Below are 17,611 nucleotides of genomic sequence, written 5' to 3'. Positions count from 1 at the left end.
AGAAAATATAAAAAAAGCACTCTATAGTATAGAAATGTTAAATAAGTATTAAAGATGTAAGAAGGAAAATACGTTTTTGAGAGCTGCTGATAGCCATCAGTGCATTTATCGAAGATGTGTGAGGTTTAGCCTGATGAATTATTTCAGTATTTGATCAATACCAAAGAGGTATGGAGATTGATATGAACAACATACAAAGCATAGGCGCTTCAGCCCCAACCCAAACTGTCACTTTACCGCAATTGAGCCTTTTAGAACAAGGCCAATGTGCTTTAAGGCGTGCTGAGGAGCAGCGCCAGAAAAATCCAGAAGACGCGCTCAATTCATTTAACGAAGCACAAAAAAGCTTTAGCGATGCGCTCTTTCAGAACAAAGCACTCTCTTATGATGAAAGACGAGATATTGAAGTGGGTCTTGTGCGAGCTTACTTTGGAAGCGGAGATATTTTACGCAATTGTGGCAGGATCGAAGAGGCGCGCGCCAGTTATGAGAAAGCTCGGCCGTATTGCCCGAATGAGGAGATAAAGCAGAAATTATCTTCCTTATCATTTTCCTCGCAAGCAGCGCATGAGGAAAGAGAGGAAATTGTAATGCAACTCGCAGGTGGTTTGGCTGGCGGTGCAGTAGAGGGCTTGGGTCATATCTACAACGTGCACTACAATCCAACGGCCTTGGATCGGCAGTTATTAGCGGAAAGCCAAAGGCACCACTCTCAGAATTTGGCGGCTGCGTTTTCTGCGCTCTCCCAGTTGCCGGCTGTAAAAGGGAGAAAAACAGTGTTTCAATCTGCAGGTGGCGTGGTTGGCCACGCAATAGCCGGCGAGAATCATAAGGTGACCGTGACATATGGTTTGAGCAGTACTTCTGCAGTGGCCTCTGCCCCGGCAATCCCAGGCGATATAAAGCAACAATCTAAAGAGTTACCGCAGCCACCTGAGGAGGAAATGGAAAGATAAATTTCAAGTCCATTTAACACTAACAGGAGAAATAAGATGATCATGTTGGGGAAAATAGACGCTGCGGTTGCTTTGCAACGAGGCACAGCTCTTGTGGAGAACGCTCATGAGCACCGAGATAAAAATGAGTTTGATTTTGCGCTCAGCCAGTTCAATCGAGCGAAAAGCGCGTTTAAGAAGGGCACCCCACGTACTCAAGAGATCAACACCGCCATTACCACAGTCTATGTGGAGCGAGGCGATCTTTATCAGGAGCGCGGTCAGCTCTATGTGAGAGAAGATATCCTGTGTGCTCACAATTTATTCAAACGAGCACTCGCTAGCTATAAAAAGGCTACTATTGAACCATACAATTCGCGTGCGGATGAGGTGGAGCAAAAAATAGCTGGACTACTGTCAGATACGCTGTCCCCTGGGAAATCTGTGTTAAAAGTGGAGGAAGCTCAAGGTTCGATCAAACAACAGTTTTCATCGACACCTCAGCCCATCGCACACTTTTTTAAGCTAGATCAAAATTTGACACTGCCTGCACTCGGCAAAATCTATGATCCTGTAACTGATCCCGATCAGCTTGTCGACACCAGGCATTTAGCTTGGTGTTTGCAACAAGGCTATCTTTCTGAAGCACAAGAAAAACAGTTTAAGCAACTTGCCCGCAGCATAATCGAGGTTTTTGCAAAGACTAAAACTAAAGACTACTTCGAATTGGTACGAGAAATTGTGCCGCTCGCATCGATAGCGGATATTGAATTGTACCAGCAGTTAATGAGCCAAACGGTGAATGCATTGTCCGCGAACCAATCAGTCTCGCTGAATGTATCGGTGGCGCAAGGACTGGCTGTGATACTCCGGCACTGTCCACAAACGCTATTAAGCCAAGTGCGCTCCGGGGATTTAGTGGGAGCACTTGAAGTTCTTGGAGCGCGCTTAGATAAAGTGCATAAAGAAGACAATAAGGTCCAGTGTCAGACCTTGCTGCAAACGTCTTCGCAGTTGCTGGATGTGATGACGTGTTTGGGCGTGAAAGGTATCAACCGCGAGGAGGTGCAAGCTCCGCTCTACGCCATGTTCTATGGATTAATCGACCATTCTGACCCGTCGCTGGCTTGGCAAGCACGCTATGCGCGTCAGGCATTGGCGCATATTCCCAATGATGAAGCCGTTTGGCGGAGCGTATTACGTCACACCTTTAATGTAGGGATGGGGGTTTTAAACTTGGCCGCTGCGGTTAAAAATCTTGATGTGGATAAATTAGAAGAGTCTCTGGGTAGATTCGAAGAGGCGTTTATCGGCGCGCGCGACGTGGCGCTCGCGATAGGCCAAGTCGGCGATGCAGCAAAAGTTACCGTCGAGGCATTGACGACGGCGTACCAATCGGCTAGCGAAGGGGTTGAGCAATTCAACCGCCCGCATGGATGGTATGGAGCGCTACGGTTTATTGATCTGTTGCTTGAAGAAAACCAGTGGGTGGCATTCGAGAAACTCGCGCGCGACTCTCGGTATTGTAAGGACGAAAAATTCTTGCAAGGGTTATGTCATCGTCTAGAACAAATTGCCCGCACGCACCCGGGTACCGAAATGCAAGAAGGCGCGGAGCAATTTTTAGAAAGCCTTATGCAACACAAGGATCACTGGGGCGGGCACGAGCGCGTTGTGAAGATGGCAGAGGCCACCTTACAGCGCTTAAAGCAACCTCTACCAAAGGGTGGCCAGGATTACGTTCCTGTCTGGTCTTCTCTCTGGCAGGAGCCGTTAGGCACGGAATTGTTAGATAAGGTGCGGGGGGATATTCATCTCAACCAGATGCCCGCCAAGCTAGAAGGAATGAGCCTTATGTTAGAGCAGCTGCCTAACCTCAAGCAACAAATGCAAGCCGTATTAGAAAGTCAGATGCAGCAGACGCAAGAAAGGATAGAGCAGCGGATGCAGCAAATGCAGAGTCTGCTAGAGCAGCAAACGCAATTGCCGCTTCCTGACTTAGCCTCATTGACTATTTTACTGACAGATCTTAAAGAGCAGAAAGACGTTTATTTAGGAAACTTAGAGAAGAGTGGTGAAATCAAGGTGGCGCTTGAGATGTATAGAGCGATGCAAGGTCATACGACGACTGAACCAGCCCGATCCTTTGGTTTAGACGACGCAGCGACCGTTCTCTTCGCCTCCAACGAAAAAGTAAGGCAGATATCGCAGCAGCTCGAAAAGATGAAGTACGAAATAGTACCCATGCTGTTTGAGCTTGAGTGGAGACAGCGCATGCATTTACTACCAGAGGAAAACGAGGGAACTGTGGTGCAAATAGGTCGTGGTGTAGGCAATGCACTGATGGAAGGCTCAGGTAACAAGAGCACCACGCATTGTAACCTTACAGCGTTGGATCCGCAGTTGGTGACAGCAAGCCAAGAAGTGCAGTCCTCTCAGGATTTAGCGGCTGCTTTTTCTGCGCTTGCTTTGCGTTCTCAGGCAAGAGGGGAGAAACTCGTGTTCCAATCAATCGGGGGAGTAGTCAGTAGTGCGATATCAGGCAAGAATAACGAAAACACGGTCTACTTGGGTTCAAGTCCCGCTTCTACGCTGGCTTCTGATCCAACGACCCAAAAGATGGAAAAGAAACAATTCGAAGGTTTGTAGATCAGTCTAACTGATTCAAGCCAAAATGCGCTACCTATATGAGCCTAGCTTGAGAGCGAGCAAAGCTAAATGGGTAGTGCAATGGCATACCAAACAAGTCGAGAGGTACAATTATTATGTTGCCGAGTATCTCAAACCAAAGCACGCAGCCTTCTTCACCTTCATATTTTTCTCAATTAGCTTCCGCCCTCTCTAACACGCAAGCACGAACCGATGACTCAAGTGAAAGTAAAGTCCAAATTGGTAATGGTTTTATAAATAACTTAACCATTGGCAATAACAATACAGCGAATAGCCATATACATTTAGCAGCTTCAGATTCCAAGTTGCTAGAAACGCTAATGCTGCAGCATATTTTTGCCTTGCAACCGAATATTAAGCCATTGGTTAACTTGGATGTGGCTATTGAAAAGCTGAGAGAAAAGTATTTAGAAGGTCTACAGGAAGATAACGAAATTAAAGATGCGTTGTCGAATTATGTAGCACCAGAAGGGATGGGACTTTACGATTCAACCCGTTTCGATTTAAAAAGCAAGGTTCAAGATTTTTTGAACTCCGACAAAAAAGTCTTACTTTTACTGGGCGAAGCGGGTTCAGGTAAGTCGACGTTTAACCGAGATCTCGCGGTTAGCGTGTGGGAGACCTATGTCCAGAGCGGTAAGTCAGAAAATATGCCAATTCCGGTATTTATAGGGCTATCAAGCTTGTCAGGGCCGGGTCGGAATTTGGTGAGCGCTTTTTTTGAGAAACAGGGGTTCTCAAAAGAGCAGATCAAAGAGTTACAAAATAAACATCGATTTGTATTAATCCTGGATGGATTTGACGAGATCGAGCATCGTCAGCAGGTATTTTATAAAGATAATGAGTTAGATGACTGGAAAGGCTCGAAAATCATAATCAGCAGCCGTCCAGAATACTTAGGGTCAAACTATCAATACAAATTTCATCCGTCAGGTGAGCGTATCGCGTTACAGGAATATCGGCTGGCACCATTTTCGGAAGAAACGATAAAGCGGTATATTGATCGATATAGCGAAATGCACCCCCATGCTTTGTGGGGCGCAGAGAAATATAAAAAAGAATTAGAAGAGCCGAGCTTGAAAGAGTTGGTGAGTAATCCATTTTTGCTGAAAATAACCTTGAGCGTGTTGCCTGAATTGAGCCAAAGACACCAAGTAGAGAATCAGCGCTTAACTCGAATTGCAATTTATGAACAGTTTGTAAAAAGCTGGTTTGATCGTTCGCAACAGAGGCTAAACCAAATACTTGAGGTTGGTTCAAAAGAAAGAAAAGAGTTTAAAGACATGGAGCGAGCAGGCTTTGAGGGTTTTGGGATGGATTTTAGCCAAGAGCTTGCATTGGAAATGTACCAAGCTCGGGAAGTAACAACACATTATCAAGCTATCGCTTATGCGAAATGGAAAAAAAATAACTCTGCTCCAGAGGGAGATTGGCGCAGACGATTATTAGGTGATGAGGAAACTAGCACAGTGTTGATGCGCTTAAATTCGTTGTTAATATGCCAGAGCGGGTCAAATGATTTGGGCAAGGAATATCGGTTTATCCATAAATCATTACGTGATTATTTTGCGGCGCGGAAAATATGGGGCGAAATTGAAGAATCTACTGGGAAAAATAACGCAGAAGATATCAAGTTCAATACGTTAAATCTTATTAATAAAGACCCAGCGGTACTTCAATTTTTAGCAGAGCGCGTGAAACAGGAGCCAGTATTCGAACAACAGTTACGCGTGTGGGTCGAGGATTCAAAGACGAAAAAAGAAAAGGTTCAAACCGCAGCGGCGAATGCACTGACAATTTTGGTCAGAGCAGGAGTGCAATTCAATGGAGTGAATTTCGACAATATTCATGCCTCGGAGGCAGATTTAAGTTATGGGGTATTTGACCACGCCAGATTCGAAGGTGCAGATTTAAGCAAAGTGAAATTCCGAGGCGCGTGGTTACGTGAAGCCAATTTCAATGGAGCAAAGCTAGCTGATGTTGAATTTGGGGAAAAGCCAGCGTTAGAGTTCAAAGAATCTGTTGGAGCGTGTAGCTTCTCCTCTAATGGAGGCTGGTTGGCAGTTGGAACGGGACAGGGGCAGAGTGCTCCGTGTGGCCTGATTGAACTATACCAGGCTGAGAGCTTGTACCAGGCTGAGAGCTCTTTAGAACCGGTGCGTCGGTATAGAGGCCACAAATGGGAAGTGACTAGTGTGAGCTTTTCGTCAAAGTGGAAATGGTTAGCCTCTGGAAGTGGAGACGGGGGCGTGAGTCTATGGAATCTAGAAAACGAATCTCGCGAGCCGGAGTGTGTGTATGAAGGGCATGATGGAGATGTAATGAGTGTGGGCTTTTCGTCAGACGATATGTGGTTGGCCTCTGGAGGGATTGATGGGAGCGTGAAGCTGTGGAACGTAGAAAGTAAATTGCCTGGGGCGGAGTATGTGTATGAAGGACATAATGGTGGAGTGAATAGCGTGAGCTTTTCGTCAGACGAGACGTGGTTGGCCTCTGGGGGTAATGACAATAGCATGAAGCTGTGGCATGTAAAAAGCGGCTCGCGCGAGTCAGACGCGCTCAGATATACAGCACATAGTGATACGGTAAATAGCGTGAGCTTTTCGTTACAGGGGAACTGGTTAGCCTCTGGGAGTGATGACAAGACTGTGAGGTTGTGGAGCCTAGAAAACGAATTGCTGGTGCTGAAACGCATATATAGGCATGACGGTAGAGTGACTAGTGTGAGCTTTTCTTCACAGGGGAATTGGTTAGCCTCTGGAGGTGGTGACCGTGCTGTGAAGCTGTGGCGGGTAGAAAGCGAATCGTGCGAACCGGTACATACGTATGAAGGGCATAGTGCTTGTGTGATTAGCGTGAGTTTTTCGTCAGATGAGAAATGGTTAGCTTCTGGGAGTGATGACCATACTGTGAAGCTGTGGGATTTAAAAAGCGAATTGCGTGAGCTCGAGCACAGGTATGAAGGACATAATGGTGGAGTGAGTAGTGTGAGCTTTTCGTCAGACGATATGTGGTTAGCCTCGGGGAGTTGGGACGGTACTGTGAAGCTGTGGGATGTAAAAAGCGAGCTATGCGGGTTAGCGCACACGTATAAAGGACATAGTAAGGGTGTGTCTAGTGTGAGCTTTTCGCCTGATGGGCAGTGGTTGGCCTCTGGGAGTTATGACGGTACTGTGAAGCTGTGGGGCGTAGAAAACGAGTCACGCAAACTGGTGCGGACGTATGAGGAACATGATGGTTGTGTGTCTAGTGTGAGCTTTTCGCCTGATGGGCAGTGGTTGGCTTCAGGGAGTTGGGACTGTACTGTGAAGCTGTGGCGCGTAAGAAACGAATCGTCCGAGTCGTGGCACACGTTGAGAGATCATAGTAGTCAAGTATTGAGTGTGAGTTTTTCGCCAGTCGGGAACTGGTTAGCCTCTGGAGAATTGAGTCGGAGGGTGATACTGTGGGGGGGGAAAGATGAAGTGTTCGAGCTGGTGGGCGAGTCGAGAAATGTTCATAATAGTCAGGTATCGAGTGTGAGTTTTTCGCCAGTTGGAGAATGGTTAGCCTCTGGGAGTGAAGACAATACGGTGAGGCTATGGCACGTAGAAAGCAAAAAGACGGAAAGTTGTGAGCTCGATAGACGTATATTTGGGCACGAGTGTTATGATTATGATATGGAGAGGGTTACCCCATATTACGATCATGGGGGGATGGTAAAGAGTGTGAGCTTTTCGCCAGACGGCAGGTGGGTGGCCTCTGGGGGAGGTGATGGGAATGTGAAGTTATGGTTGGTAGGCTCAAAACAATGGGTGGCGACAATTAAAGGTTTTAACGGGGGTGTTCAGTCGGTTGCGTGGCAAAAGACAGTAGAAGGCGCGATGATACTGGCAACCGGTGGGAGCGATAAAGCAGTTCGCCTGTGGCAGGTGGAAAAGAATGGGGAAGACTACCGGGTCATTTTAAGCTGGACATCACATCAAGCCGTACTTACCCTCGTCGGTGCGTCATTCGAAAGGGGAGAAGGCGAAAGGGGAGAAGGCGAAAGGGGAGAAGGCTTAAGTCCGATGAATGCCCGCTTGATTGCACAAAAACGGGGAAATGTGGCAGCATTTTCCGGAGAAAATTCTGGCGAATCCAATATAAACCCACCCTCTGAATTAGAAGATGCATCTCAAAACGATCTGAATTTAACCGATGCGTCTATTCAAAGAACTCAGGATTTTAGTCTGACTGACCGATAGCGCCAATTGAACGCTTTGAGCAGGGACAGAGAACTGAGCCAGAAGTCTCTGATGAACTCATCCTCGAGGACGAAATATTCCTTGAATCGGAAGAGTCTGGTGAAGTATCCTCTGAGGAAGAAGGATCCGCTGAGACATCTGTTTAAAGGAAAGTTTAACTATTTTAACCCCCTAGTTTTCCTGAAATAGGGTGAGAAGAAGTTACCGCATCTCTTTGTAGCCGTAGCTGCCGATAAAACGCTCTTAATCCAAGCGCTTGCTCGCGCCATTGCCAGCAGACACTGGCGTTATGGGAGTTGACCTCGGCAATCTCAGCAATCGAAATTCCGGCGGGTTCTCGGTCAGACTTGGCGGGAGCTCCGGCAAGCTCGCCGGTAAAAGCGGCGTTGTAGTGGCGCACGAAGCCAACACTAACGCTAAAATGATCATTATCAGCTTGGGTAACATAGATGGGGGTTTCCTTGATAATGGCGTCGCCTTTTTCTTTGACGATTTTGATGCGGTCGCGGTATTGAATTTCAGTTTGAATGACGACCTTGGCTTGTGCTTCAATCAATTGGGCATGGGCCGTGGCGAGCTGAGCTTTATAGTGCACCAACGCTGAGCGTTCTTTTTGAATACGTGGGCCGTAGTAAAAAGAACCGGCGCACGTTATGCCAAAGAAAAAGGCCGTTGCTGCAATGCACAATGGTCTTAATAGAGCGGCCATCCAATTATTCAGCATGATTCGAGCGTTTGCCTAACCAACGTTGCACAGCCAGTTCTAGATAGGACTGGCCGAGAATACCGAGTGCTGCGCCGAGGCCTGTGACAGCGATCGGAGAAAGTTCAGGTAGAAGCATGAGGATGGAACTGGCAGCGACGCTTAAACCCGCCCCCACGATCATGCGCCCGATAATCAGTCGAGCGGTGATTTTCTCGCCACCGGTGAGCAGCTGGCCAAACCCAATCACCGCGCCCATCGCAGCAAGCGTGGCAACAAACGTTCGATCATGTTCGTGAAGATTCATTTTTTAATATTGAGCGTTAAATTTTTCCGGTGCGCATCATATTGGCTAAGCGCAGTGCTCGTGCGCCGACCTGATTCGCCCATTTTGAAGCAAGCATTTCATTAGCTGCAGTTGCATAATTGTTGCGTTGCGTAGCTGCGAGCGTATGAACAAGGGTCAGAAGATGGCCGCCCAGGTTAAAAGCCATATTAATGAGTACGCGTTGCCGTACTGCATCCAGAGTCCGCCACCACGGTAAATGCCGATCCAGCCATCTAAGCGTATTTTGAATATCGTTGTGTAAAAGCATTTCGCATTCGCTCTGAGAGATGCCACCATCGGTGAGATTGCGCCCAACACCAATAGTGATTTTGCCGACGGTATCGAAGTAGGGTTTAAAGCGCTCGCCTTCATCGCGTTTGAGTTCGGCTAGGAGGGCGGCCCTGTCAAAGGTGTCGGTCATGAATTTTTTATAAGTGTGTAGACGAAAAAAAAGACCGCTCTAAGGCGGTCGACACAATATCAATGGATTCAATTCTCATCAGGCGGTTTAGGCCATTCGATCTCGGCGGAAAGGCTAGAGTGCTGCTCAATGCGGTTGAGAGCAACCCGATAAAGTTTCCATTCTTTGAGAAGTTGTTTTTCGTCATCCGTGGCGATGTTGAGGTCTACGGCATCTTGTAAAGGAGCAACTTTTAAAGCCGCTTGACTCAACCGAGCTTGTCGACGGCGTAAATTAATGTCGGCCCACTCCTCAGGGGTAAGTGGAGGCGGGTCAACAGCCACTGGGTAGCCGTTCTCATTAGACTGGATCCATTTACCTTTGGATTGGGCATTGAGCAATGCGGTGTGCTCTTCTTGAGTAATAGAGACAGCATCTTTAGGGATGTTATCGCCATGTATCCCGACGCAGTAAAATCCGGGTTCTGATTTTGAATAATAAAAAGTCATACTATGAAGTGGGTTTAAATAGAAAACAGAAGAATAGACATGAGAGGGCAAATTAATGTCCAATAGCAAACCAATGAAGGCCCCATCCTGCGCGGGTCATGGCATTTTCATCGAGAGTGCGTAATGTGGCGCCGATATTGGTTCGAGTCCCGACATATTCGATGACGGTTGCACATCCAGTGCCGAGATGAGTGCCATGAATGGCCAGACATTTCGTTGAAAACTTGACAGGGAAAATCACATTAGACATTCCATTGCCGTGGGTAGAGGTGAAACCCCATTGGAGAATGAGGCCGCCTGGAAGTTTCTGGAATCCGTTGTCTTGAAAGGATTGTCGGTTTGGCCCAGTGAACAGGCTAAGAAGGGTGGCCCAGGTGGAAGCGGTGGTAGCGATACGGGTACTCCTGTCTTGAGCTGACGGAGTGGGTGCGGTAGGCTGGCCGGAGAAAGCTGGGTTAGCAATGGGCGCAGCATCTGTAATGCCGTATCCGGTGAGCGTTGAGGGTTTGTCAGAAATTTTTGCCCAAGGCAATGGACCATTTTTAGGATGAAAGCGCTGTTGGATTTCGGAAAAGCGGTTTTGCACATCTTGAGCGGTAGCGGCATCGGTAATACCGTAACCGTCTAATGTGGTGGGTGTTTTAGTGATTTTGGGCCAAGCCAATTCACCGTCTTTGGGATGAAAGTGTGCGTCGAGGGCTTCACGCGTAAGGCCCCATTCTTCCCATTCGGCTAAGCCAGTTGAAGGCACTTTGCCTTGATTTGCTACTTTGGCTCGATAGGTTTTGCCGCCGTGCTGAATATAGCTGCCTTCGGGATACTCTTCAGTATCGGACCATTCAGGCAAGCCTCTTTGCATCAGATAGCGAATGGCTTCATCAGTGCGTTTGCCGATAAAATTGAACCATTCCATAGGTGGGATGCCGCCGGTTTGCTCAAAGGCGATACCCCATCCTCTGGAGAGATCGGGAAAGGGTTGGACTTCGCCAGGGCGCGCGCCCTCAGCAAAGACGTGTTCATCAGGACGTTGATAAAGGGTCATAAATACCTCGCAAATTTTCCATGGTTAAAAGCGAATGCGCCAGGTGAGTTGGCGAATCCGAAAGCGGTAATGTTGGCTAAAACGACATAGTTGACGTTGGCGCCTGCGGGTCGGGGCAGAATATCTAAAGTCCGAATCGCATAGCGTTTAAAGGCAGTGATTTGATCGCTGCGAATGGTGACGGTGAAACTCATGTCGTACTGGTCATAAACAGCGGCTTGCCCGCCAAAGATAAAATCCAGCGCGTGTGTAATGTCAGGGATGGTGCCCGTCATATGGTTTTTGGCGATGCGGCATTTGATGAGAAAGCGAAAATCATCGTCATCGAGCACGACGGAATCGGTAATGACATCGCCTTTGCGATACCATTTGCCGCCGCCTAAACCTGCTCGGCTCAACCCTTTAGCGCCTGGTGCGCGTTCAAAGCTGAATAAGTGGCGTGGAGCGAGTCCTTTTAAAATGCGAGATTGCCCGACATGTTGGCCTACCAGGTCTAGGTTTTTGCCTGAAGCGGTCTCAATATGGAGCGCATTGGGTAAATCGGCGAGGCCGCGCCATGTGTCGCTAAAATAGTGATCGATCAGTTGTGCGGTGGCATGCGCTTTAGGCTTGCCCTTATACTGCCAAATAAGCAGTGATTCGTAAGACATGGTGTGTGATTTTTAGAGCACGACGACTTCAATATCGTTAGCCGCAAAGCGGGCCATCTCGCGCACGCCGATTTCAATATTGTTGGCGGCGAGGGGTGTGCAGCGTCGACCAATGTTGAGTGTTTCCACCCAAAACCCCTGTACGGTATTGATGGGGCTGTATAAGCGCGAGAGCAGCACGGTTTCGCCAATGCTGAACGCGGTTTTTGTTAGAGTGGCTTTAATTGCCTCGACATCGACCGCCGTAAAATGGGCATTGCGTCGCACTTCGAGATAAGCAGCACAAGCGATGACCGCAGGCCGATCAAAGCGGATTGAGCGCGTCATACCCTTGTTATCGAGAATGTGCGTTTGCACTGCGCCGCGTAGCCCTGTGCCAGCGGTTTTATTCTCAAAGATCACTTGGGCAATCTCGGCATCCGAGCCGCCTTCTACAATAATATTGAGGCTATGCGCGGGTACCCCATTCGTATCGGTTCGATCCGTGTTATTTTCTAAACAGACGGCTTGGCGAACATCGGCGAGTTGAAGCAACTTAACGATCATCCCATCGACGGAGTTTTGAGCCGCTTTTGCACGGCTAATAAAGAACCGGCGTCGCAATTCAGCATCGGTTTCTTCCTCTTCTCCAGCTTCTGCGGCTTGGCTGCTTTGAGCTGAGCGCCAGCCTAAAAAAAGCGTTTCGAGGGTGAGTTCGGTGTGGGCGGGCAGAGGAAAGGCACCAAGTGCTTCGCTTCTTAAATCAGCGTGCGCCGAGCCATTTTCATTCAGCGTGGTATCGGTCACGACAATCCAACGGCGATGATGCGGATCGGTGAGGGCTGCGCCTGCCGGAATGCTTGTGCCTGGTTCGCCCGTCAAGATCGTATTGCGGAGATAGCTATGGCGTGCTTGCCTGCGCGTGAGTCCGGCATAGGCGACGCGCTGTTCAAGCCAAACGCCGCTGGCAGCTTCAGGATCGAGCGCTTTATAAATGGATTCAGCAAGCTCTTCCAGATCGGTTTTGATTTGGGCGATGAGGCCAATGATTTGCCCATCAGGACTATCCGGCTCGGTATTGATGTCCGCGCCATAGATCGTGCGAAAGCCTGCATCGAGTTGAGCGAGATTGGCATCCAATCGCTCAATGATGAAGCCTTGTTCGGTGAGTTGAGCCATTTATCGTATTGTTTGGATAAGGGCGCAGATACCCGAAAATAAGACGGTCATGATGTCGGGCAAGCGCCAAATAGCGAGACTCGCTAACACGAGCTGTAATATTTTGCGTAATTCTTTGGGTTTGATATTGACAGTTTCCATCGATATTCCTAGTATTTTGAAAGTCAATCGTATATCCTTATGTCTCATATGTTTTTGTTTCGTTTGAAAAGCGGGAACAAAAAAGCCCCGGCTGCTGGTTACAGTTCGGGGCTTTTGCTTTTTGGGGGTGACTCTAATTCGTGATGTTGATCAATTGATCATCGTGATCTTTAAGCTGGGCAGTCATCGTTAGACGGCGAGTGCTGGCATCCCATTCCACCTTTAAATTCAGCAGCTCGCGCACCCCGTGCGTGTGTAAAATCGTGCGTTTCACAAGGTGTTCAATCTGCCGCAAATCCGCAGGCCGCTCAAAGTGGGGCAACCAAGGCAAGCCATGTTCTAAATCCAAAAACCAATCACCCTGAAACGACAATAAGCGAGACTTGACGCGCTGGGCGACCGATTCAGCGAGGGTTGCATAATTGGCTCGCCCTTGTCCAAAGGTCCAGTCATGGTTGGCATCGAGCCGCCGCACTTTCATTGTGGGCCACCTGAGCAATCCCCACCGGCTTTGACGCCGTCATGCCGGTGAGCGTGCAGCGTCACACCATTGGAAATGAGTTCACCGCCGCTATGCGAGATCGTGCCGCTAATGGTGGTGCCGGCTGCGCTGCCGGTACCGCTCAAACCTGCTTGGTAGGTTAAAAGCTGTTCAACGACGACAGGGCATTGGATCGTCAATTGGGTGCCTTTGATCGTCATATGCCCCGCCTGATCCAATTTAAAGTAAGCGCTGCCATTGAGCGTGCGCATCATCATTGCGTCATTCGATAAATCGGGAATCACTTTGGGTAAAGAAGAAAACCCGACTAACGCAAAGCCATCGGAGAGATCATGCAGGCGATAATCCAGTGGAATGCTGGATTGCCCACTGGCAAACCAGCCATCGATGCATCGCTCAGCAAAGAGAATGAGGCATTCATCGCCTGGCGCAATCGGAAAGGTCATGACAAAGGCCCCGCCGCGTGGAAAGTGCACCGGCACATCGGTGAGCATAGGCAGAGGCGCGGCTTGCTCGTTCTGTAAAATCTGCTCGATCAAGGGCTGCACGGAAGCGGTTTGCGTGCTGGGATCAAAACTCACGATTCGACCTGGCAAAGCGACATGCAGCTTTTTAAGTGTGGCGGTGATGCTGGCTTCAATAGCGGCATCGAGGGAAGGGGTATGCCATTTCATGATGGATCCTTAATGGGCGTAAAGGCACCGCCTACAGCCGTTATTGTTGTGAGCCATTCATCGCCATAGGTATCGCCGCAATGCGAGACGCTGACGACTTTATAATCGCCATTGAAGGATTCGGTGACAGAGTGCACACGCACTAAGCCGCCGATGCGGACGGCGGGATTCAGTAAAGTGGTGACGATCAGCCCGTCTTCGCTCGCTTCAGGCGCGCCGATCATGCCGGTATCTTGTGAAATCAAAACAGCTTCATCCGCTAACACCTGTTGGGCAGGCAGCATCAGCAATTCGCCATCCTGAATTGACCAGTCGGCATGATTGGCCTGAGCGATTTGATGCAATGCATCGCGGGTATTGCCGCAAAAGATGCGCCCCCGAGGTAAGCTATTGGGCCGTCCTTGAGCCACCGTACCGAGTTGGGTTTGATCCAACGATTGCGCAAGCTGCTGAATCGCCTGTTGATCGGATGTACCCGCTTTCAAAGTAAGCGAGACACGCGCAGTACGATAATCGGTATCGCCATCCGCACACTCCAACACCAGAATAGAATCCAGTCCATCGCGTTGCAGAGTGGCTTTAAGGATGTCGCCGGTATAGAGCAAGCGCAGCTCTGCATAGCCCACAGATAAAGCGATCCGTTTAAACGTGCCGCTTAAGAGCTGATTGAGATGCGTGCGATTCAGATTCCAAATGCAGATTTGAGCGGGATTGGGCTTTGCGTCAATGGTTTTGGTGATGTCAAAGGAGACGCGCAGCGCATCAATGAATAACCCATCGTGTGGATTGCCCAGCGCCAACTGATAGCGTCGGCCAAATTGTTTCATAGAGGAATCTGCATTTTATCAACGATATACAGGAAACAGCGCTGGCCTAAATCTTCCCCGCCGACTGGATCGAGGCCGATACCGCTTTCATCGGTGAGGATGAAACAATACTCAACCGGTCTGCGCCATAAAATCGGCACACCCACAACCAGCGGCAGCCCCTGGGCGGTATAGCGATCCCGCTTTAAATCGAAGACATCCATCGCCCAATAATCGGCGAGGCTGTTGTAGCGCAGCGTGAGGCGCAACGCATGCCCTTTAAACGCAATCGTCATTTCTTGATACGGCGCGGAATCGATGGGGATGAGATGCATGGCTTAGCCCAATAGATGCTTCAGCAAAGACTTCTTCTTATCGGCGGGCTGGAGTTGCACTTTGCCTTTTTGCGTTTTAGCGGCGGCTTGCTTGCGGGCGCGGCCAGATTGGCGCTGAATGCCGGCGATCGATTGTGTCGATACGATTAAAATCTCCCGACAGGTGATCGTGAATTCAGCGATGCCATCTTGCATCTGATTTAGGCTGATGGACTGGAGGAGCATATTGGAATACAGCTTAGCGCCCGTTAGAATCTCGATCGGCTCAATGGACCGTTGTAATTCCAGTAGGGCATCATAGACTTGCTGCACACGCTCTTGCGTTGTGCTGGAATCGATTCCGCTCCAGGCTGGCAGCCAGGGAACGAGAGGGCGCGCTTGCTCTAGGCTGTCAGCGATTGACTGCTGAAGGGCGTGTGTCGAGCCTAGTTCGCGCTGCATCCGCGAGGCGGCCTGCATCGTGACCGCTTTGACTTCGGTCGGCAAAGGGAGCTGATTAAAGAAGTCGGGACTTTGGCGCAAAAATGCGCGATTCACTCCTGCCTGGTGCGTAATCGGTGGCTGGTAATCGGTGACAATGCCTGTGATCGTAATTTGTTTTGGCTCCAGCGCCGCATGATCGGCAATCAGCGCACCGGATTCAATCGGGTTTTCAGAAATGCGTAAAACCGACTGATGCTGCTCAGCGAGCGTTGCATCCAGCGTGACGGTGCCGATGCGGCGGTGTAGCACCGAGACCGTCATAGTTTGGCGGCACTGTGGCTATTATGCGTGGCGATGCGCTGTTGACGCAGCGCATCCACGGTGGCGCGGCCTGCTGCGATGGGATCGGAAGAGGCGATATGAATTTTAATGTCTTGATTGACTGTCTGTTGCTGAGTGCGCTGCGCATGATGTGTCGTATGGTGGGTCACAGTGTTACTTTGATGCGCAGCTGGATGGGCGGAAGCCGAAGCCAGGTTGACGGCTTGAGCAATATCGATTCCCTGGGTCAGATTCAGTTTTTCGCCCATCCAACGGAAGCTCGCTTGCAGTTTAGCCCAGCCTTTAGAGATCCATCCAAAGACGCTATCCCAGGCGCGCTGTACGCGATTGAACGCGGTTTCAAAAGCGTATGCAATCCCATCCGTGATATTCGTCCATAGCGTGCGAGCTGATTCCAAGAGCGAGAGAAATAGCGTTTTAAGGCGGGCAACAAGTGCGGTACTTTTGGCTAAAAGGCTTTTCCAAGTTTGACGAATCAATTGATCGAGCTGTGCCCAGGTTGAATTGATAAGAGCTTTAATTTTGCTGGCTACCTGCGCCAGCGTCTTTTGAAACCGAGTTAAATAGTTGCAGCATTGAGCAAAAGCTTCTTGGGCATAGTTGATCCCGTTTCCAAGCCAATCCCAAAATCTGGCCAAAGAGGCTTCACCGCCTCGGAGATGGGTCATCAAGTCATCGATCAAGACAATTAGCCCTGCGATAGCCGCAGCGAGCCACGCAACGGGATTAACAATAAAGGCGGCCATCGTTGCGCGCTTGACCCAGGCTAAGACACCGACCAATGCCCATAGAGCCGCTTTCCATCCGATCGTATGGCGGATCACGCAATCCATCGCAGACCCTGTATGAACCAGCGCTTGTACGGCAGCAAACAGGATGTCAATGAATCGACGCAGTCCATCCCGAATGAGTTCTTTATGACGGAGCAAAAAGGCTTTAAAGCGATCCGCGAGTAAAAGCAATTGAGGCGCTAGGCCCAACGCAATTTGCGTACGTAAAGATTTAAATATCCAATTTACGCGGGCCATGGCGTCCCCCCAGGCAGAAGCCCTATCAGCTTGCTCTTGGGTCGCAATGCCTAAATCGTGCGCTTCTTGCATCAGCTCGTGCAGTTCAGCTTTGGATAGGCGTAGCGTTTGCACCATCGCCGCATCAATGCCCATCTTTTGTAAAAAGGCGCTGCGTTGAGGATCAGAGAGGCGTTGCATTTTTTTTTGCAATTCACCCATCATCTGCGTGACGGATTTAATCGAACCATTGGCGTTTTTAGCTGAGAGGCCGTAATGCTCAAAGGCGCGTGCGCCCCGACCTATGCCATCGGCCGCCTCGCCAATGACTTTAGAGAGTCCGCGCACGGAGGCCGTGGCGGCTTCAAGAGAAGCGCCATTTTGCGCCGCAGCAAAGCCGAGCTGCTGCAAATATTCAGCGCTAACGCCGGTTTCGCGTGCCGCTTGATTCAGCGTATTGAGGCCGTTCAACGCTTTGGCAAAGAAAGCGGTGAGGCCTCCGGCCAATGCGCCCACAGCGGCAGAGGCTACCGAAGCTTTGCGGGCGACATCAGACAAGGTGTTACGGAACTGTTTAGCCTGATTCAAATCGGCTACGACGCCGAGCTTAAAGAGAAATTCATCAACGACCATGGGTGTTTTGAGTCAGTTTGGTTTGAATGGTGTCCCACTGCGCTATGGTCTGATGAAACTCGACCAAGTCAGACAACGTATACACAGAACGCAGTTCATTCAGGGTGCAGAATTGGCGCATGATGGG

General features: G+C 49.5%; 18 protein-coding genes. 3 read left to right on the top strand and 15 right to left on the bottom strand.

Annotated features, from left to right (window positions below; genetic code table 11):
• Positions 1 to 182 precede the first annotated feature (182 nt).
• From MCB1EB_RS06780 to MCB1EB_RS06770, 3 genes are all read left to right on the top strand, one after another.
• Complete coding sequence (locus MCB1EB_RS06780; protein WP_126353932.1) at positions 183 to 956, top strand: tetratricopeptide repeat protein; 774 nt, start codon at positions 183 to 185, stop codon at positions 954 to 956.
• Positions 957 to 998: 42 nt separating this feature from the next.
• Entirely contained in the window at positions 999 to 3,584 is a 2,586-nt protein-coding gene (locus MCB1EB_RS06775) for a hypothetical protein (RefSeq protein ID WP_126353931.1), read from the top strand.
• 116 nt (positions 3,585 to 3,700) lie between these two features.
• Positions 3,701 to 7,831, top strand: coding sequence for an NACHT domain-containing protein (locus MCB1EB_RS06770; RefSeq protein ID WP_126353930.1), 4,131 nt, complete (start codon positions 3,701 to 3,703; stop codon positions 7,829 to 7,831).
• Between the two features lie 163 nt (positions 7,832 to 7,994).
• On the opposite strand, the gene MCB1EB_RS06765 is transcribed toward MCB1EB_RS06770, so the two are convergent.
• From MCB1EB_RS06765 to MCB1EB_RS12520, 15 genes are all read right to left on the bottom strand, one after another.
• Complete coding sequence (locus MCB1EB_RS06765; protein WP_045361901.1) at positions 7,995 to 8,555, bottom strand: hypothetical protein; 561 nt, start codon at positions 8,553 to 8,555, stop codon at positions 7,995 to 7,997.
• Positions 8,545 to 8,841: a phage holin family protein gene (locus tag MCB1EB_RS06760; RefSeq protein WP_045361904.1), complete on the bottom strand. Its 297-nt coding sequence runs from the start codon at positions 8,839 to 8,841 to the stop codon at positions 8,545 to 8,547. Before MCB1EB_RS06760 ends, MCB1EB_RS06765 begins: the two co-directional genes overlap by 11 nt.
• 16 nt (positions 8,842 to 8,857) lie before the next feature.
• Entirely contained in the window at positions 8,858 to 9,283 is a 426-nt protein-coding gene (locus MCB1EB_RS06755) for a glycoside hydrolase family protein (protein ID WP_045361907.1), read from the bottom strand.
• A gap of 68 nt (positions 9,284 to 9,351) precedes the next feature.
• Positions 9,352 to 9,771 (bottom strand): tail fiber assembly protein, encoded by a 420-nt coding sequence (locus MCB1EB_RS06750; protein ID WP_045361909.1) that lies wholly within the window; start codon positions 9,769 to 9,771, stop codon positions 9,352 to 9,354.
• 52 nt (positions 9,772 to 9,823) lie between these two features.
• Complete coding sequence (locus MCB1EB_RS12035; protein ID WP_045361912.1) at positions 9,824 to 10,813, bottom strand: gp53-like domain-containing protein; 990 nt, start codon at positions 10,811 to 10,813, stop codon at positions 9,824 to 9,826.
• Positions 10,810 to 11,463, bottom strand: coding sequence for a baseplate wedge 1 family protein (locus MCB1EB_RS06740; protein WP_045361914.1), 654 nt, complete (start codon positions 11,461 to 11,463; stop codon positions 10,810 to 10,812). Before MCB1EB_RS06740 ends, MCB1EB_RS12035 begins: the two co-directional genes overlap by 4 nt.
• A gap of 12 nt (positions 11,464 to 11,475) precedes the next feature.
• The gene (locus tag MCB1EB_RS06735) at positions 11,476 to 12,621 is read right to left on the bottom strand and encodes a baseplate J/gp47 family protein (protein WP_045361917.1); all 1,146 of its coding nucleotides are present in this window, start codon (positions 12,619 to 12,621) and stop codon (positions 11,476 to 11,478) included.
• A complete protein-coding gene (locus MCB1EB_RS12030; protein WP_161566196.1) occupies positions 12,622 to 12,762 on the bottom strand; it encodes a hypothetical protein in 141 nt (46 codons plus the stop codon).
• 133 nt (positions 12,763 to 12,895) lie between these two features.
• On the bottom strand, positions 12,896 to 13,243 hold the full coding sequence (locus tag MCB1EB_RS06730; RefSeq protein ID WP_045361919.1) for a contractile injection system sheath initiator: 348 nt from the start codon (positions 13,241 to 13,243) through the stop codon (positions 12,896 to 12,898).
• Positions 13,240 to 13,938 (bottom strand): Gp138 family membrane-puncturing spike protein, encoded by a 699-nt coding sequence (locus MCB1EB_RS06725; RefSeq protein ID WP_045361922.1) that lies wholly within the window; start codon positions 13,936 to 13,938, stop codon positions 13,240 to 13,242. The genes MCB1EB_RS06730 and MCB1EB_RS06725 overlap by 4 nt, the downstream gene beginning before the upstream one ends.
• The gene (locus MCB1EB_RS06720) at positions 13,935 to 14,765 is read right to left on the bottom strand and encodes a phage protein (protein ID WP_045361925.1); all 831 of its coding nucleotides are present in this window, start codon (positions 14,763 to 14,765) and stop codon (positions 13,935 to 13,937) included. The genes MCB1EB_RS06725 and MCB1EB_RS06720 overlap by 4 nt, the downstream gene beginning before the upstream one ends.
• Positions 14,762 to 15,079, bottom strand: a complete 318-nt coding sequence (locus MCB1EB_RS06715) for a phage baseplate plug family protein (RefSeq protein ID WP_045361928.1) — start codon at positions 15,077 to 15,079, stop codon at positions 14,762 to 14,764. Before MCB1EB_RS06715 ends, MCB1EB_RS06720 begins: the two co-directional genes overlap by 4 nt.
• 3 nt (positions 15,080 to 15,082) lie before the next feature.
• On the bottom strand, positions 15,083 to 15,823 hold the full coding sequence (locus MCB1EB_RS06710; protein ID WP_045361931.1) for a phage baseplate protein: 741 nt from the start codon (positions 15,821 to 15,823) through the stop codon (positions 15,083 to 15,085).
• Positions 15,820 to 17,484 carry a phage tail tape measure protein gene (locus MCB1EB_RS06705; RefSeq protein WP_045361934.1) on the bottom strand — a complete coding sequence of 555 codons (1,665 nt, stop codon included), beginning with the start codon at positions 17,482 to 17,484 and terminating at the stop codon, positions 15,820 to 15,822. The genes MCB1EB_RS06710 and MCB1EB_RS06705 overlap by 4 nt, the downstream gene beginning before the upstream one ends.
• Positions 17,474 to 17,605, bottom strand: coding sequence for a hypothetical protein (locus tag MCB1EB_RS12520; protein ID WP_269471759.1), 132 nt, complete (start codon positions 17,603 to 17,605; stop codon positions 17,474 to 17,476). Before MCB1EB_RS12520 ends, MCB1EB_RS06705 begins: the two co-directional genes overlap by 11 nt.
• Between the last annotated feature and the right edge of the window lie 6 nt (positions 17,606 to 17,611).

It is taken from the genome of Mycoavidus cysteinexigens (assembly GCF_003966915.1).
In the GTDB taxonomy this organism is placed as follows: domain Bacteria; phylum Pseudomonadota; class Gammaproteobacteria; order Burkholderiales; family Burkholderiaceae; genus Mycoavidus; species Mycoavidus cysteinexigens.
Note: the sequence above shows the minus strand (reverse complement) of the source record. Positions and strands in the feature narration are given on the sequence as shown.